General features: G+C 53.4%; 17 protein-coding genes. 13 read left to right on the top strand and 4 right to left on the bottom strand.

Annotated elements, in window-relative coordinates; translation table 11 throughout:
- Positions 1 to 16: 16 nt before the first annotated feature.
- Together mlaA and GW590_RS19930 are read left to right on the top strand one after the other, a co-directional pair.
- Positions 17 to 859 (top strand): phospholipid-binding lipoprotein MlaA, encoded by an 843-nt coding sequence (gene mlaA, locus GW590_RS19935; RefSeq protein WP_169404832.1) that lies wholly within the window; start codon positions 17 to 19, stop codon positions 857 to 859.
- A gap of 311 nt (positions 860 to 1,170) precedes the next feature.
- Positions 1,171 to 2,523 carry an RHS repeat-associated core domain-containing protein gene (locus GW590_RS19930; RefSeq protein WP_169404831.1) on the top strand — a complete coding sequence of 451 codons (1,353 nt, stop codon included), beginning with the start codon at positions 1,171 to 1,173 and terminating at the stop codon, positions 2,521 to 2,523.
- 103 nt (positions 2,524 to 2,626) lie between these two features.
- Here GW590_RS19930 and fadL read toward each other — a convergent pair whose 3' ends face one another.
- Positions 2,627 to 3,904, bottom strand: coding sequence for a long-chain fatty acid transporter FadL (fadL, locus tag GW590_RS19925; protein ID WP_169404830.1), 1,278 nt, complete (start codon positions 3,902 to 3,904; stop codon positions 2,627 to 2,629).
- 429 nt (positions 3,905 to 4,333) lie between these two features.
- Here fadL and GW590_RS19920 point away from each other — a divergent pair, with 429 nt between their 5' ends.
- From GW590_RS19920 to sixA, 4 genes are all read left to right on the top strand, one after another.
- Positions 4,334 to 4,657 (top strand): YfcZ/YiiS family protein, encoded by a 324-nt coding sequence (locus GW590_RS19920; protein WP_169404829.1) that lies wholly within the window; start codon positions 4,334 to 4,336, stop codon positions 4,655 to 4,657.
- A gap of 294 nt (positions 4,658 to 4,951) precedes the next feature.
- Positions 4,952 to 6,265, top strand: coding sequence for an acetyl-CoA C-acyltransferase FadI (gene fadI, locus GW590_RS19915; protein WP_169404828.1), 1,314 nt, complete (start codon positions 4,952 to 4,954; stop codon positions 6,263 to 6,265).
- The gene (fadJ, locus tag GW590_RS19910; RefSeq protein WP_169404827.1) at positions 6,262 to 8,418 is read left to right on the top strand and encodes a fatty acid oxidation complex subunit alpha FadJ; all 2,157 of its coding nucleotides are present in this window, start codon (positions 6,262 to 6,264) and stop codon (positions 8,416 to 8,418) included. Before fadI ends, fadJ begins: the two co-directional genes overlap by 4 nt.
- A gap of 467 nt (positions 8,419 to 8,885) precedes the next feature.
- Positions 8,886 to 9,374: a phosphohistidine phosphatase SixA gene (gene sixA / locus GW590_RS19905; RefSeq protein WP_169404826.1), complete on the top strand. Its 489-nt coding sequence runs from the start codon at positions 8,886 to 8,888 to the stop codon at positions 9,372 to 9,374.
- A gap of 238 nt (positions 9,375 to 9,612) precedes the next feature.
- Here the strand turns inward: sixA and smrB are convergent, their stop codons facing one another.
- Entirely contained in the window at positions 9,613 to 10,164 is a 552-nt protein-coding gene (gene smrB, locus GW590_RS19900) for an endonuclease SmrB (protein ID WP_169404945.1), read from the bottom strand.
- Between the two features lie 212 nt (positions 10,165 to 10,376).
- Between smrB and prmB the strand changes: the two genes are divergently transcribed.
- The 5 genes from prmB (at position 10,377) to GW590_RS19875 (ending at position 14,237) form a co-directional block, all read left to right on the top strand.
- Entirely contained in the window at positions 10,377 to 11,309 is a 933-nt protein-coding gene (prmB, locus tag GW590_RS19895) for a 50S ribosomal protein L3 N(5)-glutamine methyltransferase (RefSeq protein ID WP_169404825.1), read from the top strand.
- A gap of 38 nt (positions 11,310 to 11,347) precedes the next feature.
- Positions 11,348 to 12,433 carry a chorismate synthase gene (aroC, locus tag GW590_RS19890; RefSeq protein ID WP_169404824.1) on the top strand — a complete coding sequence of 362 codons (1,086 nt, stop codon included), beginning with the start codon at positions 11,348 to 11,350 and terminating at the stop codon, positions 12,431 to 12,433.
- An 18-nt stretch (positions 12,434 to 12,451) separates the two neighbouring features.
- Positions 12,452 to 13,285 (top strand): penicillin-insensitive murein endopeptidase, encoded by an 834-nt coding sequence (gene mepA, locus GW590_RS19885; RefSeq protein WP_169404823.1) that lies wholly within the window; start codon positions 12,452 to 12,454, stop codon positions 13,283 to 13,285.
- 48 nt (positions 13,286 to 13,333) lie between these two features.
- The gene (locus GW590_RS19880; RefSeq protein ID WP_169404822.1) at positions 13,334 to 13,888 is read left to right on the top strand and encodes an elongation factor P hydroxylase; all 555 of its coding nucleotides are present in this window, start codon (positions 13,334 to 13,336) and stop codon (positions 13,886 to 13,888) included.
- A gap of 61 nt (positions 13,889 to 13,949) precedes the next feature.
- Positions 13,950 to 14,237 carry a YfcL family protein gene (locus GW590_RS19875; RefSeq protein WP_169404821.1) on the top strand — a complete coding sequence of 96 codons (288 nt, stop codon included), beginning with the start codon at positions 13,950 to 13,952 and terminating at the stop codon, positions 14,235 to 14,237.
- A 197-nt stretch (positions 14,238 to 14,434) separates the two neighbouring features.
- Here the strand turns inward: GW590_RS19875 and mnmC are convergent, their stop codons facing one another.
- Entirely contained in the window at positions 14,435 to 16,468 is a 2,034-nt protein-coding gene (mnmC, locus tag GW590_RS19870) for a bifunctional tRNA (5-methylaminomethyl-2-thiouridine)(34)-methyltransferase MnmD/FAD-dependent 5-carboxymethylaminomethyl-2-thiouridine(34) oxidoreductase MnmC (RefSeq protein ID WP_169404820.1), read from the bottom strand.
- 170 nt (positions 16,469 to 16,638) lie between these two features.
- Between mnmC and fabB the strand changes: the two genes are divergently transcribed.
- Positions 16,639 to 17,862, top strand: coding sequence for a beta-ketoacyl-ACP synthase I (gene fabB, locus GW590_RS19865; protein ID WP_169404819.1), 1,224 nt, complete (start codon positions 16,639 to 16,641; stop codon positions 17,860 to 17,862).
- Positions 17,863 to 18,050: 188 nt separating this feature from the next.
- Positions 18,051 to 19,172, top strand: a complete 1,122-nt coding sequence (locus GW590_RS19860) for an SLC13 family permease (RefSeq protein WP_169404818.1) — start codon at positions 18,051 to 18,053, stop codon at positions 19,170 to 19,172.
- A gap of 4 nt (positions 19,173 to 19,176) precedes the next feature.
- Here GW590_RS19860 and flk read toward each other — a convergent pair whose 3' ends face one another.
- A complete protein-coding gene (gene flk, locus GW590_RS19855) occupies positions 19,177 to 20,223 on the bottom strand; it encodes a flagella biosynthesis regulator Flk (RefSeq protein WP_169404817.1) in 1,047 nt (348 codons plus the stop codon).
- Positions 20,224 to 20,611 lie beyond the last annotated feature (388 nt).

Genomic DNA, 20,611 nt, shown 5'->3' with positions numbered 1-20,611 from the left:
AAACAGGGAGAACAACATGGACTTTCGCCTGACTGGGCTGGCGTTTGCCACGGTATTATTAATCGGTTGCGCCAGTTCGTCGGATAAGCCGGCATCACTGGTGACACCGAGTGCGACCCCGCCGGCAAAATCGGGTACGGCGGTAGCCACGGATCTACAGAAGGTGGATCCCAAAATACAGGGGCGCAGCGATCCGTTGCAAAGCTTTAACCGTTCAATGTTCAACTTTAACTATAACGTACTGGATCCCTATATTGTGCGGCCGGTGGCGGTGGTATGGCGTGATTATCTGCCTATGCCAGCGCGTAATGGCATGAGCAATTTCTTCAGTAACCTCAGTGAGCCTTCGACCATGGTCAACTATTTTGTTGAAGGCAATGTCTATGCCGGGGCGAAGCACTTTACTCGTTTCTTCCTTAATACCATTTTGGGGATGGGTGGCCTGATTGATGTGGCGACCATGGCAAATCCAAAACTGGCAAAAGAAGAACCGCGTCGATTCGGCAGTACACTGGGTCATTATGAAGTGGGTTACGGCACCTATGTGGTATTACCGGGTTACGGCAGCTTTACCCCGCGTGAAGACGCCGGTGGCATGGTCGATCTGCTTTATCCACCGTTGAGTTATCTGACCTGGTGGATGTCGGCGGGCAAATGGGCCCTCGAAGGCATTGAGACCCGGGCACAGTTACTGGATTCTGACGGTCTGCTAAGAAACAGTGCCGATCCATACCAGTTTGTGCGTGCTGCTTACTTCCAGCGTCATGACTTCCTGGCCAGTGATGGCAAGTTGACACCGCAGGTTAACCCTAACGCGGCGGCAATTCAGGGTGATCTTGGCAGTATCGATGCCCCATAATGGCCGCGATATTTACCGATAATAAAAAAGCGCCGCTATGGCGCTTGAGTTTGGTGACCAAGTCGTCTTGATGATCGAGATACCCGGGCATAGCACACCTAGGGGCGCTCCGGCGGGCAAGCCCGCTACGACCCCAACGGTGCACTCTCCCTAATAACGGACTTTGTCAGCCGTCTGAAGCGCCGCTATGGCGCTTTTTTATTTACCTGTTGTGTCAATCATCTGCAATGACGATAAGTTTATCGATTCACCCTATTTAACGGACTGCCGGATGTTGATAATCAGCGTATAGCCACCAGAAGGGATACGCCATGAACACCTCAGGCATAAATAATTCAAACGAACGCTATTGCTATAGCCGCCAAGGGATGCGCACGCTTAAATTCAGTGCTCATGCTACTAAAACGACCCTGCGTCAGCAGCAGGTACGTTATCTGCCTGGGTTGGAGATCCGCACCACGCGCAGCGGCGATAAAGCCACTGAAACTCTGGGCGTTAGCGTAGTTAATGGTGCACGTATTCTGTACTGGCCGGGGAGAGAGAGTAATCAGATTCGCTTTAGCGTTGCTGACCGGATCAGCAGCAATACTCTGGAACTGGACGGCAACGGAAAAATCATCAGCCATGAGGGTTATTACCCCTTCGGCGGTACCGCGCTCTGGCTAGCCCGCAAGCCGACTGAAGCCGGCAACAAAACCTTTCGCTACTCTGGTAAGGAGCGAGATGCCAGCGGGTTGGTGTATTACGGTTTTCGCTATTACGCGCCCTGGATGCTGCGTTGGCTCAATGCCGATCCTGCCGGCACCGTGGATGGACAAAACCTTTTTGCCATGGTGAGCAATAATCCCGTCTCCTTAAAAGATTTCCTGGGATTAATGCCGGAAGGGAAAAGGAAAACTGACCGCGTATTTCATCGCTTTGATGCCACTTTATATCCCTCGCTGTTTCCCGGAGTTCGTCAGTCAAGACCGTACGAAATTGCAGGATCCGTCCCGGCAAGCAGTCAGCCAGAGAGGTGCGTGGGGGGAGCAGAAAGAATAGCATCCGTTACTGACGCCGCCGGGGCCACAACATCGTTGAAGGCCGGTGCAAGCGGTGATGGCGCAATGCGCAGAGCGGAACCTCTTGCCTATAATCGATCCCTCTCGGGCTCTTCGTTAAGCAGCAGTCTGTATCGATACGATCAGCGTTCGCCCAGGAAAATTATGCGCACAGGATTTGAGGGAACCATGACTGACCCCTTTTTGCATACTTTTGCGACTTTTGGGGAACGAACGGTATTCACCAGCCAATCATTACAGGGGGTAGCGCTTTTTCGCCAAAAAATTGAAGATTCACTGGCAATGAAAAGATCTTATTTCCGGCTCGATAGTAAAAAGCCCTTTTTTTTATATAAAATAAATCCTGTCGGTTTACCTGCCCTGGATTTTTCACGGCAATATTCAATTCAGCAAGATACTTTTATCGAACAGATTGCCAGAGTGAAAGAAAATCGGCTGTGGGGACACGACGATAACTGGCGTATGTCTTACCAATCGATATATAAACAAATTATCAATAATTTTGTGGCCTGTCGGGAAGTGCATATTCAAGGCCCCGTAGCGCCTGACAGAATAAGGGTAGCGATGGCACGACGTTTTGATTACCTTGATTTGGCTATTTAAATAGTCGGCTTGGGTCGGGGAGTGTAAACACTTTCTTGGCGAATGGCGCCGGGTTAGCGGCCGAGGGTAACTCGACCACTAACCCGAGCATTAGCCAGGCAGATTAAAACGCGTAATTAAAGTTTACGCCATACAGCATGGCGGTACCTTTGGCATCAAACTCATAGTTAGGCACGCCATCGGCCACTTTCTCGCTGATATGTACGGATTTGCCGTGCATATAGGAGATGCCAATGTCCACTGAAGCGTCTTTATTAAACGCATAGGTGGTCCCGGCGCTTATCCAGACGCGATCCTGATCCGGAATGGAAATAGTGCGGTTGTCCGCCGGAACCGGGCTATCATCAAAGGCGATACCGGTGCGGAAGGTCCACTGATCGCTGTAGTAGTAGGTGGTCCCTAACGCAATACGATAGGCATCATGATAGCCTTCATGTTTTTCAAACAGCGTATTGCCATTGCTGCCGGTGGCTTTCAGCTCCTGGAATTCACTCCAGCTGGTATAGGCCATGCTGTAATGCACTGCCCATTTCGGCGCGACGCGGTTGTAACCGGAAATCTCCCACATTTCCGGCAAGTTTAGCGTCAGCGCGCCAGGTACCGTGTGACCGCCGGTTCCGCCTGCTGCCACCGGCAGATCGCTGCGGTAGCTGCCATCAAAGTCGATATTGACTTTGGAACGGTAAGTCAAACCGTAGCGGTTATTTTCATCAACCTGATAGAGCAGGCCAGCGTTCCAGCCATAGCCCCAGGCGCTGCCGTCAAGATGTGCTGCGGTAGTGGACGCGGGAATAGTGCCACGACTCTGTAATGCCACCAGTTCCCCGGCGTTGCGTTCAATTTTGGCTTTCGCATACACGGCATCAAAACCGAGACCAAAACTGAAATGGTCGTCAATACGATATGCCGCGCTCAGATTGAGGTTGACCGTGGTCAGGTCGGTTTTACCCGCCAGTGGGCCTGCCGGATAGCTGCTGTTGTATTCGGTGGCCAAACCATAGTTTGAGGTAGCCGAGGTGCCAATTGCCCAGCGATCGTTGACCGGCATAATAAAATGCAGGTTGGGGATCCATTCGCCTGGGGCAATATTGTCGGCATTAGTGCTACTGCCGGTAACCGGCGATTTGCCGCTGACATTGACGTCGGGATCAACGTAAACAAAACCGCCTGAGAATGAAGGACGATCGAACATTGTCATGGTTGCCGGGTTACGGCTGCCTGAGGCGGCGGTATCTGCGATGGCACCTTCACCAGAAAATGAACGACCCAGGCCAGCGGCGGTGTATTCGTTTAATTGAAAGCCTGCTGCATAAAGCTGAGTGGAAACCAGTGCCATTGCAGCTGCCAGAGTGGATCTTTTAAACAGGTTTTTCTGGTTCATGACCAAAACCTCATTTTATGTTTTATAGAACAATGCTACTCGTGGGTAACAAAGAGCGCGGATTGTAGGGTCCGTAACTGACCTAACAAAGCAGACCAGTGAGCGAAGTATAGGTCCGACCTGTACATATGTTGCAATGGTGTTTCACACTTATTTCTACTTTGATTTTAAAAATTGGATCCACTTAACAAAAAAATAACTTTTGGCATTCATTTAACTTACAATTGCAGGCTAATTATTTAGGGCGAAAATAAATATGCTGCATGGCTAATTATTCCCCCTTTAATTTGAATCATTTAAAAGCCATGGCGAAAGTAAGGACTAGCCGTCAGGCCCTGGCAGGAGTAAAATAGCTAACAGATAATCGATATTTTAATGACTCATCACGGCCCGATGGCCAGGCGTGTCCAAGCGCCAGAAGGAGAAAACATGTCTGCTGCACTCGAAGCAAAAAAACCGGTCCATGCCATTAACCAATGCAGCGCACAAGAAACTGCTGCCTGCTGTTGCATTGATGTCGGCACTATCATTGATAACACCGACTGCACGGCTTCTTATCAGCAGCTTTTTGCTACCCGTAGCGAGGCTGAAGCCATGCTCGCCGATCTTACCGCCCGCGCTCGCAAGGCTGAATCCGATCCTTGCCTGATCAATAGCCAGTTTGCCGAGCAGGCAGATGGCGTTGAATTAACCGCCGACTTCACCTTTTGCTGCCAGATTGAATCCATCAATTTCCAGCTCGGCTTGCGTTAAGTATTATTCCGGTCATCCGCGGCGGTGAAAACCGCGGGTGACTGCCGTTTTTGCTCGCCCCTTCCTTACGCTCCCTGCTTGTCCTGTCCTTTGGTTTTATTCAAAAATTTGCTCTTGTTCGCAATTCAATACGTTAGACTTTGCCAAATGTAAACATATGGTTAACACTAACTCATCAGGTCAGACCTGTTCGCGCGGATAAACAGCGCACAGAGAATGCCAAGACATTGCATAAAAACCAAATAAGCCGCTAAGTTATTAACCATTGGCAGTGTGTATCAATCAGGAGCCCCTATGAACAAGGTAATCCCACTGGTGACGCGTCAGGGTGATCGCATTGCGATTGTTGACGGATTGCGTACGCCATTTGCCAAGCAGGCCACGGCTTTTCATGGTGTCCCGGCGGTTGATCTTGGCAAAATGGTGGTCAGCGAACTGTTGGCCAAAAGCGGTATTGACCCAGCCGTTGTTGACCAGTTGGTGTTCGGCCAGGTGGTGCAAATGCCTGAAGCGCCGAATATTGCCCGTGAAATTGTGCTGGGCACCGGCATGAATGTGGCCACCGATGCCTACAGCGTATCGCGGGCCTGTGCGACCAGTTTTCAGGCGGTGGCCAACGTGGCGGAAAGTATTATGGCCGGCACCATTAGCGTGGGTATTGCCGGAGGGGCCGACTCCTCATCGGTATTACCCATCGGGGTCAGCAAAGCCCTGGCCAGAACGCTGGTGGACGTCAGTAAGGCGCGCACTCTCGGACAGCGGCTGTCGTTGTTCAGCAAACTTAAACTGCGCGATCTGTTACCGGTACCGCCTGCCGTTGCCGAATACTCAACCGGCTTGCGTATGGGGGATACCGCTGAACAGATGGCCAAATCCCACGCCATTACTCGTCAGCAGCAGGACGAACTCGCCCACCGTTCGCATCAGCTGGCCGCCAAAGCCTGGGAGGAGGGGCTGCTGGCGACGCAGGTCATGGTGGCGCATGTCCCACCGTACAAGGATGTGCTGCAAAGAGATAACAATATTCGCTTTGATTCCAGCATTGAACAGTATGCCAAATTGCGTCCGGCATTTGACCGTAAACATGGCACGGTCACCGCGGCGACCAGTACGCCGCTGACTGACGGCGCGGCGGCAGTGTTGATGATGAGCGAATCGCAGGCGCGCGAGCTGGGTTTACGTCCGTTGGGCTATTTGCGCAGCTTTGCTTTTGCCGCTATTGATGTCTGGCAGGATATGCTGCTGGGTCCGGCCTATGCCACGCCATTGGCGCTGGATCGCGCCGGAATAACCTTGCAGGATCTTGATCTGATCGAGATGCACGAAGCCTTTGCCGCCCAGACGCTGGCCAATATAAAAATGTTTGCCTGCCCGCAATTTGCCCGCGAAAAGCTCGGTCGCGCGCAGCCAATAGGTGAAATTGACTGGCAAAAATTTAACGTTCTCGGTGGCTCACTGGCCTATGGACATCCTTTTGCCGCCACCGGTGCGCGCATGATCACCCAAACGCTGCATGAACTGCGTCGGCGCGGCGGCAAACTGGGGTTAACCACCGCCTGTGCCGCCGGCGGTCTTGGCGCCGCTATGGTATTGGAGGCAGCAGAATGAATCAGCCATCCCCACTTGTTAGTGAACAACAGCCCGCCACCTCGGCCTTTAGCCTGCGTTTTAGCGAGGAGGATATCGGCATTATTACCATCGATGTCCCCAACGAAAAGGTGAATACCCTAAAAGCCGAGTTCGTCGAGCAAATCAATCAGATCTTGCAGCAGGCCCAGGCTCATCCGCACCTGAAAGGGCTGGTGTTTATCTCCGGCAAACCGGACTCATTTATTGCCGGTGCCGATATCAGCATGATCGCCCGCTGCCAGCAGGCGCAGGAAGCAACAGAACTGGCGCAAAAAGGCCAGGCGATAATGGCGCATATTTCCGCCTTCCCGGTGCCGGTGGTCGCGGCGATCCACGGTGCCTGTCTGGGCGGTGGCCTTGAACTGGCGCTGGCCTGTCATGGTCGTATCTGTTCTGTGGATGACAAGACCCAGCTCGGTTTGCCGGAAGTGCAACTGGGTCTATTACCCGGATCGGGAGGAACTCAGCGGTTGCCGCGTTTGATTGGCGCGCCGCGCACATTGGATATGATGTTGACCGGACGCACTATTCGCGCCAAACAGGCGCTGCGTATGGGGCTGGTGGATGATGCCGTTCCGCAGGCTATTTTGCTGGCCACCGCTATTGAGCGGGTAAAACAAGGACGCAGGAGTAACGCCAGCCTGCCATGGTCAGCACGCTTGGTGAAAGGCCCGCTGGGCAAGGCCTTGCTGTTCCATTTTGTCCGCAAGCAAACCCGCGCCAAATCCCATGGTCACTATCCGGCTACCGAGAAAATTATCGATGTGGTGAAAACAGGATTGGATCAGGGCCGCGGCAACGGTTATCAGGCAGAAGCCAGGGCGTTTGGTGAATTGGTGATGACGCCGCAATCGGCGGCGTTACGTGCGCTGTTTTTTGCCGCCACGGCCTTGAAAAAAGAGTTTGGGGCGCAGGCTGAACCTTTGCCAATAAAAAAAGTGGCGGTATTGGGCGGCGGACTGATGGGCGGAGGCATTGCCTGTGTCACCGCCACCAAGGCCGGGCTGCCGGTGAGGATCAAGGATATCAATCAGCAAGGTATCAGCCACTCCTTAAAGTACAGCTGGGATCTGCTGCAGAAAAAAGCCAAACGCGGTTATCTTAAACGCGCCGAGTTGCAGCGGCAGATGATGCTGATCTCCGGGACCACCGATTATAGCGGCTTCCGGCAGGTCGATCTGGTGATTGAAGCGGTATTTGAAGATCTGGCGCTTAAACAGCAGATGATCCACGAGGTAGAAGAAAATGCCAGCCAGCATACCATTTTCGCTTCAAACACCTCTTCTCTGCCCATTCATGAGATTGCGCGCGGTGCCGCAAGGCCGCAGCAGGTGATCGGTCTGCATTATTTCAGCCCGGTAGACAAAATGCCGCTGGTGGAGGTGATCCCCCATGCGCAGACCAGCGCGCAAACTATTGCCACCACCGTCGCCTTTGCCAGAAAACAGGGTAAAACCGCCATTGTGGTGGGCGATAGCGCCGGGTTTTACGTTAACCGCATTCTGACCGCCTATATTAATGAAGCGGCGCGCTGCTTACTGGCGGGTGAAACTATTGAACATATCGATCGCGCGCTGGTTGATTTTGGTTTTCCGTTGGGGCCCTTACAGTTGCTGGATGAGGTCGGCATTGATGTGGGCACCAAAATTGTGCCTATTCTTGAGGCGGCATTTGGCGAGCGTTTTGCCGCTCCGGCCGGGCTGGAGGCGATGCTGGCTGACGATCGTAAAGGGCGGAAAAATGGTCGCGGTTTTTACCTTTATGCGCCAAAGGGGCAAAAGCGTCGCCACAAGCGGGCAGACCCCTCTGTTTACAAGCTTTTAAATCTGACGCCAAAAAATAAGCAGTCTGCGCAGCAGATTGCCGATCGCTGTGTGGCCTTGATGCTCAATGAAGCGGTACGCTGTCTGGATGAGGGTACCATTGGCAGTGCGCGCGATGCGGATATTGGCGCGGTATTTGGTATTGGTTTTCCGCCTTTCCTCGGTGGGCCCATGCGCTATATCGATAGTCTCGGCATTGTGAATCTGGTAAAAAAGCTGCAATTATTGGAACAGCAATGGGGCGCGCGTTTCGCTCCGTGCGAGGGTTTACTGCAACGGGCAGCGCAGGGACGGAAATTGTATCCCTGATCAATTAAGCGTAAAGTTGATTGTTTTTTAACCGTTGATCCGGCGCAATTTTCGCACTTTCCTGTGATCCTGATCACTGCTTAATTTAGTGTTTCAGGTAAATCTGGAGTATTCCTATTCCGTTTAGACGGAGGATTTGAATACGCATAAGTTATTTGAGTTAAGTATTTTAATCTTATTTAACAAGTAGCCAGAGGCTACAGAGCAGGGCAAAGAGAATGGCGCCTAGTAACAGCGAGATAACGGTCGGGTTGATTATTAAATGACCAGTGCTATTTACATCTCGCGGTGGTTGGTGTAAAAAACAGCGTTTTCTTTGTGATGACTTTCAGGCAAAATGCCCGGCCGCGATACATAGACGGCGCGTTTTGATGATGTAGTGCCCTGCTAGGATGTGGGCGGAAGGGTAATACAGCACGCGAGGCGTTTCTGTATAGCGCTATTTTTGTTAACAAAAGCGGTGCAATATGCAAGTTGTGATTATGCGTCACGGTGAGGCAGCTCTCGAAGCGGCCAGCGATTCAGTAAGACCTCTTACCGATTGTGGTTGTGACGAAACAGTATGTATGGCGTCCTGGTTAAATGGCCGCTCAGTGAAAATTCAGCGTGTACTGGTCAGCCCTTATTTGCGGGCACAGCAGACGTTAGAGAAAGTGCGACAGGAACTGACGCTTCCGGAACAGGTGGATGTATTGCCCGAGTTGACGCCGGGTGGCGATCCTGCTCAGGTTGCCGTTGAGCTTCAGGCGTTGGCCAAAGAAGGGGTCAGCGCGGTGCTGCTGGTTTCGCATTTGCCATTAGTGGGTTATCTGGTGGCCGAGCTTTGCCCGGGACACTGTCCGCCAATGTTTGCAACTTCGGCCATGGCCAGCGTAGAAATTAACGCGGAAACTGGGTTGGGGAGCTTTGATTGGCAGTTCAGCCCATCGCAGGTAATGACCAAAGTTTGCGGGTAGCGCAGACGGCAGGGCGTTTTGCTTGCTAAGCAGGCACCAAGAGTCTGAGGCACAGCTTGCTGTGCCTGAGTTTGATGACAAAGTCGTCTTGATGATCGAGATACCCGGGCATAGCACACCTAGGGGCGCTCCGGCGGGCAAGCCCGCTACGACCCCAACGGTGCACTCTCCCTAATAACGGACTTTGTCAGCAGTCTGAGGCACAGCTTGCTGTGCCTTTTGCTATTTTGACGACCGGCTATTGCTCGGCATTTCTGCTTTTATCATCGAGTTCAATCAGCACCAGCAAGGCGGCATTGCCCCCCAGTTCGCGCGGTGCCTGATGAAAGGCCTCAACGTCAGGGTGTTGTGCCAGCCACAGCGGTGTCTGCTGTTTGAGGATATTTTTACCATGGCCGTGCATCACACAGGCGCAATGCACATGCTCGCGGCGACAGGCGGCGATCAGCGCCCCCAACTCCTGCTTGGCTTCGTGCTGCGTTAATCCATGTAAATCAAGGAACAATTCCGGTGAATAATCGCCGCGGCGCAGTTTTTTTAATTCAAAATGACTGACGTCCGGTCTGATATGCCGTACCGGGCCTTCATTGTCCAACATCGGCTGAAATTCATCAGAGAAGTAATAAGTGGCGTCCACCTGCTCCTGGAGCAGGCGTTTGGGCGAGCTTATCACCTGCGGCTTGCGCAGGGGTTTATGCAAAATTGTATCGTTTTTCAATCGCTTGGTGCCGGGCACCGCCTCGCGGAACAAAGTTAACTCCTCCTTGCTCAGCGAAAATTTTTTCTTCATCGCCATATCATCGTTCGTCACACATTTTGACAGTGTACCTGCTCGCGCCGCGCTTTCTACATAAAAGTCATGGTTAATGACTTTCATTGCCCCCGGCGGCAGCGGCAATTACTTTGGGGATAGCTGCTGATTTGTTGCGGGCTTCGTGGCAAACTATGCGGAAATTTTATGGCTATCTGTCAAGGCCGCCCGCCGTACCCCAGGAGAGAAAATTGGATAAAATATTCGTCGACGAAGCCGTCAGTGAGCTGCATACCATTCAGGATATGCTGCGCTGGACCGTCAGCCGCCTGAATGCCGCTAATGTTTATTACGGACATGGAACGGATAATCCCTGGGACGAAGCGGTGCAACTGGTGCTGCCAAGCGTCTTCTTACCGCTGGATATTCCGGAAGATATGCATACAGCCCGTCTGACGTCCAGTGAGCGTCACCGCATCGTGGAGCGAGTGATCCGTCGGGTCAATGAGCGCGTGCCGGTGGCTTATCTGACCAATAAAGCCTGGTTCTGTGGTATGGAATTCTATGTTGACGAACGCGTGCTGGTGCCGCGCTCGCCAATTGGTGAATTAATCGATAACCGCTTCTCCGGCATTTTGCAGCAACAACCCACGCATATTCTCGATATGTGTACCGGCAGCGGCTGTATTGCCATTGCCTGTGCCTATGCCTTCCCGGAAACCGAAGTGGACGCGGTGGATATCTCTACCGAGGTATTGGCGGTTACTGAGCGCAATATCGAAGCCCATGGCATTGAGCAGTGGGTGACACCGATCCGCTCGGATCTGTTCCGCGAACTGCCTGCACTGCAATACGATCTGATCGTCACCAACCCGCCTTATGTTGACGAAGAAGATATGGCCGACTTGCCACAAGAGTATCGTCATGAACCTGAACTGGGTCTGGCGGCCGGTAGCGACGGCCTCAAGCTGGCGCGGCGTATTCTGGCTTGCGCACCGGATTACCTGACCGAAAATGGCGTGTTGATTTGTGAAGTGGGCAACAGCATGGTACATCTGATGGCCGAATACCCTGATATTCCGTTCACCTGGCTGGAGTTTGAAAACGGCGGTGACGGCGTATTTATGCTGACCAAACAACAGTTGCAGGACTGCGCCGAGCACTTTAGCCTGTATCGCAATTAATTCCGATTTTTCATTAACATAATGGTTAAGGAGCCGTGATGGCAGGGAACAGTATTGGGCAGTTTTTCCGCGTCACTACTTTTGGGGAATCCCACGGTATTGCGCTGGGATGTATCATTGATGGGGTGCCACCGGGCATTCCATTGACCGAGGCGGACCTGCAGCACGATCTCGACAGACGTCGTCCCGGCACCTCGCGTTACACCACGCAGCGCCGCGAAGCTGATGAAGTGAAAATTTTATCCGGCGTGTTTGAAGGCGTAACCACCGGTACCAGCATTGGTTTGATGATTGAGAATACCGATCAGCGTTCGCAGGATTACAGTGCGATCAAAGACGTGTTTCGTCCCGGCCATGCCGATTATACCTATGAGCAAAAGTACGGCGTTCGCGATTATCGCGGTGGTGGCCGTTCTTCTGCCCGCGAAACTGCGATGCGCGTTGCCGCCGGGGCGGTGGCGAAAAAGTATCTGGCACAGAAATTCGGTATCAAGGTGCGCGGTTATCTATCGCAGATGGGCGATATTGCCTGTGAGCTGAAGGACTGGGATCTGGTAGAAACCAACCCGTTCTTCTGCCCGGATGAGACCCGGCTGGAAGCGCTGGATGAGTTAATGCGCGAGCTGAAAAAATCCGGTGATTCCATCGGTGCCAAAATTACCGTGGTGGCAGAAAACGTGCCAACCGGTTTAGGCGAGCCAGTATTTGACCGTCTGGATGCCGATATCGCCCATGCCCTGATGAGCATTAATGCCGTTAAAGGGGTGGAGATTGGTGATGGTTTTGCCGTGGTGGCCAAGCGCGGCAGTGAAAACCGCGATGAAATTACTCCGCAAGGGTTCGACAGCAATCATGCCGGCGGTATTCTCGGCGGTATCAGCAGCGGTCAGCCTATTGTCGCCCATATGGCATTAAAACCGACCTCCAGTATTACCGTGCCGGGTCGTACCATTAATCGTCAGGGTGAACAGGTCGAGATGATCACCAAGGGTCGCCACGATCCTTGCGTTGGCATTCGCGCTGTGCCCATTGCCGAAGCGATGCTGGCGATTGTGCTGATGGATCACCTGCTGCGCCAACGTGCCCAGTGTGGCGATGTGCATTCTACCGTGCCACGTTGGTAAGCGGAAACGAGTCATAGTATGCGAATAAAAATTTTTCTGGCCGCGCTGGCGCTGGCTGCGTCGTTGCCTGCCCTGGCGTCAACCCCGTGGCAGCGCATTGCGCAGCCGATCCCGGGTGCTCCTCAGGCGGTAGGCAGCTATGCCAATGGTTGCCAGATTGGTGCGCAGCCTTTGCCGCTGGACTCGGCGAATTACCAGGTAATGCGTACCGACCAGCGTCGTTTTTACGGCCAGCCCGACTTGCTGACCTTTATCAAGCGCCTGACTGCCGAAGCACATGTGCAGGGGCTGGGTAATGTGTTGATTGGTGATATGGCCATGCCGGCCGGTGGCCGCTTTAGCAGCGGTCACGCCAGCCATCAGTCAGGTCTGGATGTAGATATCTGGCTACAGCTGCCGCGCAGTCGCTGGACTGAGCAGCAGTTATTGACCCCGCAGCCCATTGATCTGGTCAGCCGTGACGGCAAAAGTATTGTTAAAAGCCAGTGGCAACCGCAAATCGAGACCCTGATTAAAATGGCGGCCCAGGATAACGACGTGGTGCGTATTTTTATCAACCCGGCGATCAAGCAGCAGCTGTGCCTCGATGCCGGTAGCGACCGTGAGTGGCTACATAAAGTCAGGCCGTGGTTTGGACATCGCGCCCATATGCATGTGCGTTTGCGCTGTCCGGTGGGCGATCACAACTGTGAGAGTCAGGCGCCTCCTCCTCCGGGCGATGGCTGCGGTGCCGAGCTGCAAAGCTGGTTCCTGCCACCAAAACCGGGAAGTGGTATTGAGAAAAAATCTTCACCGCCACCTTTGCCAGCACTGTGTCAGTCGCTGTTGGACCATCATGTCGGGGCGCTTTAACCGCCGATTTTGATACCGTATTGTCTTATTTTGAGTTATTTGAACACTATGTCATCACAACAAGAACATCATTATCAGCAGCTTATTGATATTTTCGACGGCTGTTTCAGTCAGGAATTCAACACACGCTTAATCAAGGGCGATGATGAACCTATCTATCTGCCAGCCGATGAGCAGGAAGATTTTAATCGCATTGTGTTTGCTCATGGTTACTACGCCAGCGCCATGCATGAGATTGCTCACTGGTGTGTCGCCGGGGCAGAAAGACGCAAGCTGGTAGACTTTGGTTACTGGTATTGCCCGGATGGCCGCGATGCACAAACACAAAGCCAGTTTGAAGTGGTAGAAATCAAGCCTCAGTCTTACGAGTGGATGTTTTGTGCCGCCGCCGGTTTTCGTTTTAACGTGAGCTGTGACAATTTAAGCGGTGACTGCGAGCCGGATCGTATTGGTTTCCAACGCAAAGTTCATGAAGAAGTGCTAAAAAACCTGGAAAAAGGTGTGCCTGAACGTACGGCGCGCTTTATCACTGCGTTACAATCGTTTTACAATACGGCTCCATTGAGTGCCGCGTCCTTTCCGGCACCCCAAGAGCTGGAATAAGATATCCCCTGACTTGCGGGTAGGGGAACGGCAAGATCGCCGGTAAGTAAGAGGAAGGTAGATGATCGCAGAATTTGAAGGGCGTATTTTCGCACTGATTGAAGACATGGTTGAAAGCGCCAGCGATGACGAGCTGTTTGCCAGCGGTTATCTGCAGGGGCATCTCACCGTATCGGTGGCCGAGTCGGAAGCCAACGGTGAGCATAGTTCCGAGCAGCTAAAAGCACGGGTACAAAGTAGCCTGGATAAGGCCATTGAGGCGGGCGAGCTTTCTCCTCGCGATCAGGTACTGGTGTTGAAAATGTGGGAAACCCTGTACCAGAGAGCCTTACCGGAAACCGAACGCTGATCTTTAAATAAAAGGGCCATTCAGGCCCTTTGTGTTTGATGACAAAGTCGTCTTGATGATCGAGATACCCGGGCATAGCACACCTAGGGGCGCTCCGGCGGGCAAGCCCGCTACGACCCCAACGGTGCACTCTCCCTAATAACGGACTTTGTCAGCCGTCTGAAAGGGCCATTCAGGCCCTTTTTTACATCCGGGGTTTAGCCATGATGGCTGACCGGACGTCCTTTCAATAATTTTCTTACCCACATGCGATCGGGATTAAGCGCCGCCAGCGTCTCTGCGTCCAGCGGTTGCGGTTCTCCGGCGATTTGTGCTGCCAGAATTTCGGCGGCCAAGGGAGCCGAACTTAAACCGCGCGATCCCAACGCGCCGAGCAAAAACAGATTGGCATGCACCGGGGTGGGTGCTATCGCGCTACCCCGTTGGCGCTGTTGCGGCAAATCGGCATAGTCGGCAAGCAGTCGGTCATAGTCCGGAACGGCACCGACCATCGGTAAATGATCGCGGGTAGCACAGCGTACGCCGTTACGCGCTTCGCCGTCACTGACATCCACCTCTTGCGGCCAGTCGACTTTGGTTAAACAGTCGAGCAAACGTTGTCGGTTTTGCTGCTGATCCTGGTCACGATAGATGGCCTGCTGCTCTCCGCGATGGTAGCTGGCACCTATACAGTGATGCTGATTATGCGGATTGACTGGCGTCAGATAGCCGTCATAGCACAATACCTGTTTCAGCGCGCTCAGTGAGGCGGTGGTCGGTATATGCGACACCTGACCGCTGACCGCATACACCGGCAGTTTTTCGCTTTGGCTAAACGCGGTGATGGCGGCGCCATTGGCCAGTACCAGCGTTGCATGCTCGCGCGCTGCCTGCTGGGCAAAATGCAACTGCCAGCCCTGAGTTGCCGTCGGGGTTAACTGCGTTACCTGATGATGGTAGTGCACCTTCAGGCCCAGGGTCTGCGCCAGGGCGATAGCCTTGGCGGTCAGCTCGGCAGGGCATAGCCAGCCGCCAAGCGGATAGCGCACCCCGCCGTGGCCGCACGGCAAACCTGCCTGTTGGGTAAACGCTTCTTCATCCAGTGCCGTGGCCAGCGTCGGTGGCCAGTCAGCGGCGAGGATGTTGTCGATTTTGCCCTGACTTTTTTCGTCGTAACCTAATTGCGCTACACCGCACCAATCATGATCAAAGGCAATATTGTCGTTGGCAAACTGAGTATATTGACGTCGCGCAAAGGTGAATGCCTGGGCAAAAAACTGTTCCAGCGCATCATGTCGGCCATTTAGCAGCGGATAGAGCGCTCCCTGGCGATTGCCGGAGGCACCCAGTGCTGGTCGGGGATCGGCGCAGTACAGCGTGACCTGGTAACCACGACGCAGCAGCGACAACGCCAGCAGCGCACTGGCCACCCCGCCGCCGAGAATGGCGATGTCGGCAGGGTGGCTGGCCGCAGGTCGCGCAGACCAGGGCGTGGGATGGGGCGTTAGCGCTGCGGTTTCTCGCCAGCCGCTGAGCATTTCGCGTTTTTTGCCGTGACCTTTGACTTTGCTGACGTTAAAGCCTGCCTGCTGCAAACCGCGGCGGACAAAACCGGCGGCGGTAAAGGTGGCAAAAGTGCCTGCGCTGCGAGTCAGTTGCGCCATTGCGGCAAACAGCGCATCGCTCCACATTTCCGGGTTTTTGGCAGGGGCGAAGCCGTCGAGGAACCAGGCATCCACCTGTTGATACAGGCTGGGATCGCTGTTGGGCAGCAGTTGGGTGACATCACCAAACCACAGGTCGAGGGTGATACGTCCCCCGGCCAACAACAGGCGATGGCATCCGGCAATAGGCAGTGGCCATTGCTGACGCATTTCATCGGCGAACGCCGCCAGTTCCGGCCAGTGGCGATGGGCCATTTCGAGGTCGCTGACCGACAGCGGGAATTTTTCGTAACTGATGAAGTGCAGACGTTGCAAGGTGGACTGAGGCTGCTGTCGCTGAAATTCGGCAAAGCATTGCCAGAGCGTCAAGAAATTTAAACCGGTGCCAAAACCTGTTTCGGCGACGACTAACAGCGGGCGCGGGTGGGCAGTAAAACGGTCAGGAAAATGGTTGCCATGAAGAAACACGTGTCGGGTTTCATCGAGGCCGCCCTGATCCGAAAAGTAGATGTCATCAAACTGTCGGGAAACAGGTGTACCCTGTTCGTTCCACCGCAATTCGGCCGGTTGGATAGGGGAGTATTCCACGTAAAACTCTCTTGGTTCGAGGCTGTGCGCGAAGTTTAACTGTCTGCCTGTCATCACGCAAATTTCGATTCTTTACATTCAGAATTGCTGATCGGACTTGTTCGGCGTACAACTGTACGCTAAAGTGCGTGACGAAATCCCGAATAGTTTACTAGTAAAAGAGGTATTAAATGAAACGTGCTGTGATTACTGGCCTGGGCATTATCTCGAGCATCGGTAACAACAAGCAGGAAGTTCTGGCGTCTCTGCAGGAAGGTCGTTCTGGGATCACCTTCTCGCAGGAATTTAAAGATGCCGGGATGCGATGCAACGTCTGGGGCAATGTGAAACTGGACACGGCTGGCCTTATCGATCGCAAGATTGTGCGTTTCATGAGTGATGCCTCTATCTACGCTTATCTTTCCATGGAGCAGGCGATTGCCGACTCGGGTCTGACACCAGAAATGGTCTCTGACGAACGTACCGGTTTGATCGCAGGTTCCGGCGGTGGTTCACCACGCAACCAGGTTGCGGGTTCTGACGCCATGCGTTCACCACGTGGCCTGAAAGGTGTCGGTCCTTATATGGTGACCAAAGCCATGGCTTCAGGTGTTTCTGCCTGCCTGGCGACGCCTTTTAAAATTCGCGGTGTCAACTACTCCATCAGCTCTGCTTGTGCCACCTCTGCGCACTGTATTGGCAACGCGGTTGAAATGATTCAGCTGGGCAAACAGGACGTGGTATTTGCTGGCGGCGGCGAAGAGCTGTGCTGGGAAATGGCCTGCGAGTTTGACGCTATGGGTGCGATGTCTCGCGGCTATAACGAAACCCCGGAAAAAGCCTCCCGTACCTATGACAGCGCCCGTGACGGTTTCGTCATTGCCGGCGGTGGCGGTATCGTGGTGGTCGAAGAGCTGGAACATGCTCTGGCCCGTGGTGCCCATATTTATGCCGAAGTTGTTGGCTATGGTGCCACCTCTGACGGTGCCGATATGGTGGCTCCATCTGGTGAAGGCGCAGTACGTTGTATGAAGATGGCCATGCAGGGTGTGGACACCCCAATTGACTACGTCAACGTGCACGGTACTTCGACCCCGATTGGTGACGTAAAAGAACTGGGTGCTATCCGCGAAGTGTTTGGCGAGAATACCCCGGCTATCTCTTCTACCAAAGCCATGACCGGACACTCACTGGGTGCCGCCGGTGTGCAGGAAGCGATTTATACCCTGCTGATGGCCGAGAATAACTTTATTGCGCCAAGCATCAATATTGAGACGCTGGACGATGCGGCTGCGGGCATGAATATCATTACCGAACCGACCCAACGTCAGTTGACTACCGTGATGTCAAACAGCTTTGGTTTTGGTGGCACCAACGCCACGCTGGTAATGCGTAAAATGCCAAACGACCGTTAATCGCTTTTGTTTTAACGTTGGTTATCAAAGGCCCGCTTATTGCGGGCTTTTTTGCGTCTATGGTCGGCATCTCAAGGTCTTTTATGCCGCTATGGTGTTGCCAGATATCGCACTAACCCTCTGGCGTAAGCTGTCGGCTTAGGGTAACGTCAGCACCTCTCTCGCTGTTCGAATTCTCGGTGTTTTTAATGATGATACAGGCGTGCAAAACATTATTTCGTCCCTTTCTCCATGACCGATTCCTGCACGTTTTACTGCTGCTTGCTGTTGTATTAAGTCTGCTGCAACCGGAGAAAATCCTTCAGTTTGCCGACTTTATTGACTGGACGACCATTGTCACGCTGCTCGGGTTGCTGTTGTTGACCAAGGGCGTCGAAATCAGTGGTTATTTCGATGTTGTCGGTCGCAAAATGATCAATATCCTGAGCAATGAGCGGGCGGTCGCCCTGTTTTTAGTGGCCGCTGCTGCTGTGTTGTCGACCTTTATGACCAACGACGTGGCGCTGTTTATTGTGGTGCCCCTGACCATCACCTTAAAGAAACTGACATCCTTACCGGTCACCCGGCTGATTATCTTTGAGGCACTGGCGGTTAACGCCGGTTCCCTGCTTACCCCGGTGGGCAATCCACAAAATATCTTGCTGTGGAACCGCTCCGGGCTCTCTTTTGCCCATTTTATTTGGCAAATGTCGCCGCTGGCACTGATCACCTTGCTGGCACTGCTGCTGGTCACCTGGTTTAGCTTTCCATCTCATGCTTTAAAGAAAAAGCAGACACAACCGGGCAGCGCTTTTAATAAGCCGCTACTGTTGAGTTGCGTGGTTCTATATCTGTTGTTTATTGTCTGCGTTGACTTTGGACTGGCGCTTTATGGTTTGGCCGTGGTGTTAATCTGTTTTTTATTGCTGTCGCGGCAGGTATTACTGCGTATTGACTGGCCATTGATTGCGGTGTTTATGGTCATGTTTATTGATGTCAGGCTTATTGTCGGCCTGGGTCCCCTGCAGGCAGCCTTTGGCCAAATAGCTGGCTTGCCGGAGTACGGCCATTATCTGCTGGGGATTGGACTGTCACAGATTATCAGTAACGTTCCCGCCACGATTTTGCTGGTCAATTATCTGCCGGCAAACGCCTTGCTGGCCTATGCGGTGAATGCCGGTGGCTTTGGGTTGGCCATTGGTTCGCTGGCCAACCTGATTGCCTTGCGCATGTCGGGAGAGAAACGAATCTGGCTGACTTTTCACGGCTATTCGTTTCTTTTTCTACTGTTTAGCGGTCTGGTCGGCTGGTTTTTGCTGGCCTGGCGGTAAGCGTTTAAATGACTAACCACAGCACAACAACGATCACCAAAAACAGCACGATCGCCAGTGAGGTCCCACCGCTGGCGCGCATCGACTCCGGCAGCATGGCAATAAAGGGGTTAGCCCACGGCTTGGGCTCAGTACGCGCCACGCGGGTCAACTCCTCGTCCTGACGTTCGCTGCGCGGTGAGCGATCGACTCGCTGGTTAAACAAGACGCCAATCAGATCGTTGATTTGTATTGGTGTTAGCGGGGTATCGGGTGTGGCATTGAAATTGGTGGCCACAAACTCGGTCAGACGATGCTGCTCTTGCGGGGTTGCCGGTTGTTTAAGCACGCTAAGCATGGTTGCCAGGGTCGGCGAGTTTTGCTGGCTGACGGTGATTTTTACCTGTGCAAACTGGGTCAGCAATTGAAAATGCTTTGCCGGAATAGGTTCACCGACTTTTACCCCGACCATCACAAACAACTCCTGCCAGATTTTGGCCGGGGCTTCACCGGTGGCGGCGCTCAGCTTGGCCACCGATTGTTGCAGGCTGCTTTGCTCGGCAGGCAATAGAGCGCGATCCATCACCGCCGTTTGCTGCGGTTGTGGAATGGTCATTTCGCGGGACTGAATGGATACCAGCACAGTTTCGAGCTGTGCGTGGCTAAGCTGACTCAGTACCGTATGACCGTAATTCTGGCGAATAAAATCACTGACCGCCTGGCGATTATTGCCTAGCGGCAAGAGTTCGGTAAGCTGCTGCATCAACTGGCGCGTGGCGTGGCTATCCTGCGCCTGGGTGAGCTTGCCCTGTAACAACGACTCCGCCCGCGGAAACTGGCTGGTGGTTAGTTCACTGTCATGGGCAACGGCCAGATCGTGGCGCAGGGTGGCCCAAATCTCTGGGGATTTCATGGTGGTCAGCGCCATGATCTTGACGATCAGCTTTTCCAGCGTGGTACGCTGCGCTGGCGTCAACGGCTGATTTTCGCCGGGTCCGGCAGGGACTGTTGGGCCGTTGGGCTGAGCCCGATTACCGCCAACGGGTGAGCTTGGGCCACTCAAAGGTTGCATATTACCAGTCCTTGCTATGGAGATTTAAACCCCTCGAGGTGCTGCCTGTTGAGGGAATATAGATGTGTTAAACACTGCGTCGAGCGCATGGCGACGACATCATACCTGTAAATGGCGGCAATCGACATCCCCTTCGTACTTGAAGCCGTAGCGGCGTTAGCTACTCTCACTCACCCGAATCACTTACTGATGTAAGCTCTGGTGTTGGCCTTGCGTTTGCTGACAAGGTTGTCTTCAGTATCGAGATACCCGGGCATAGCACACCTAGGGGCGCTCCGGCGGGCAAGCCCGCTACGACCCCAACGGTGTACTCTCCCTAATAACGGACTTTCCCGCTGCCGGAGTAATATCTTTCATTCTCACTCACCCGAATCACTTACTGATGTAA

Source organism: Rouxiella aceris, assembly GCF_012933545.1.
In the GTDB taxonomy this organism is placed as follows: domain Bacteria; phylum Pseudomonadota; class Gammaproteobacteria; order Enterobacterales; family Enterobacteriaceae; genus Rouxiella; species Rouxiella aceris.
The sequence above is the reverse complement of the archived record's forward strand: the minus strand, read 5'-3'. Positions and strand labels throughout refer to the sequence as shown.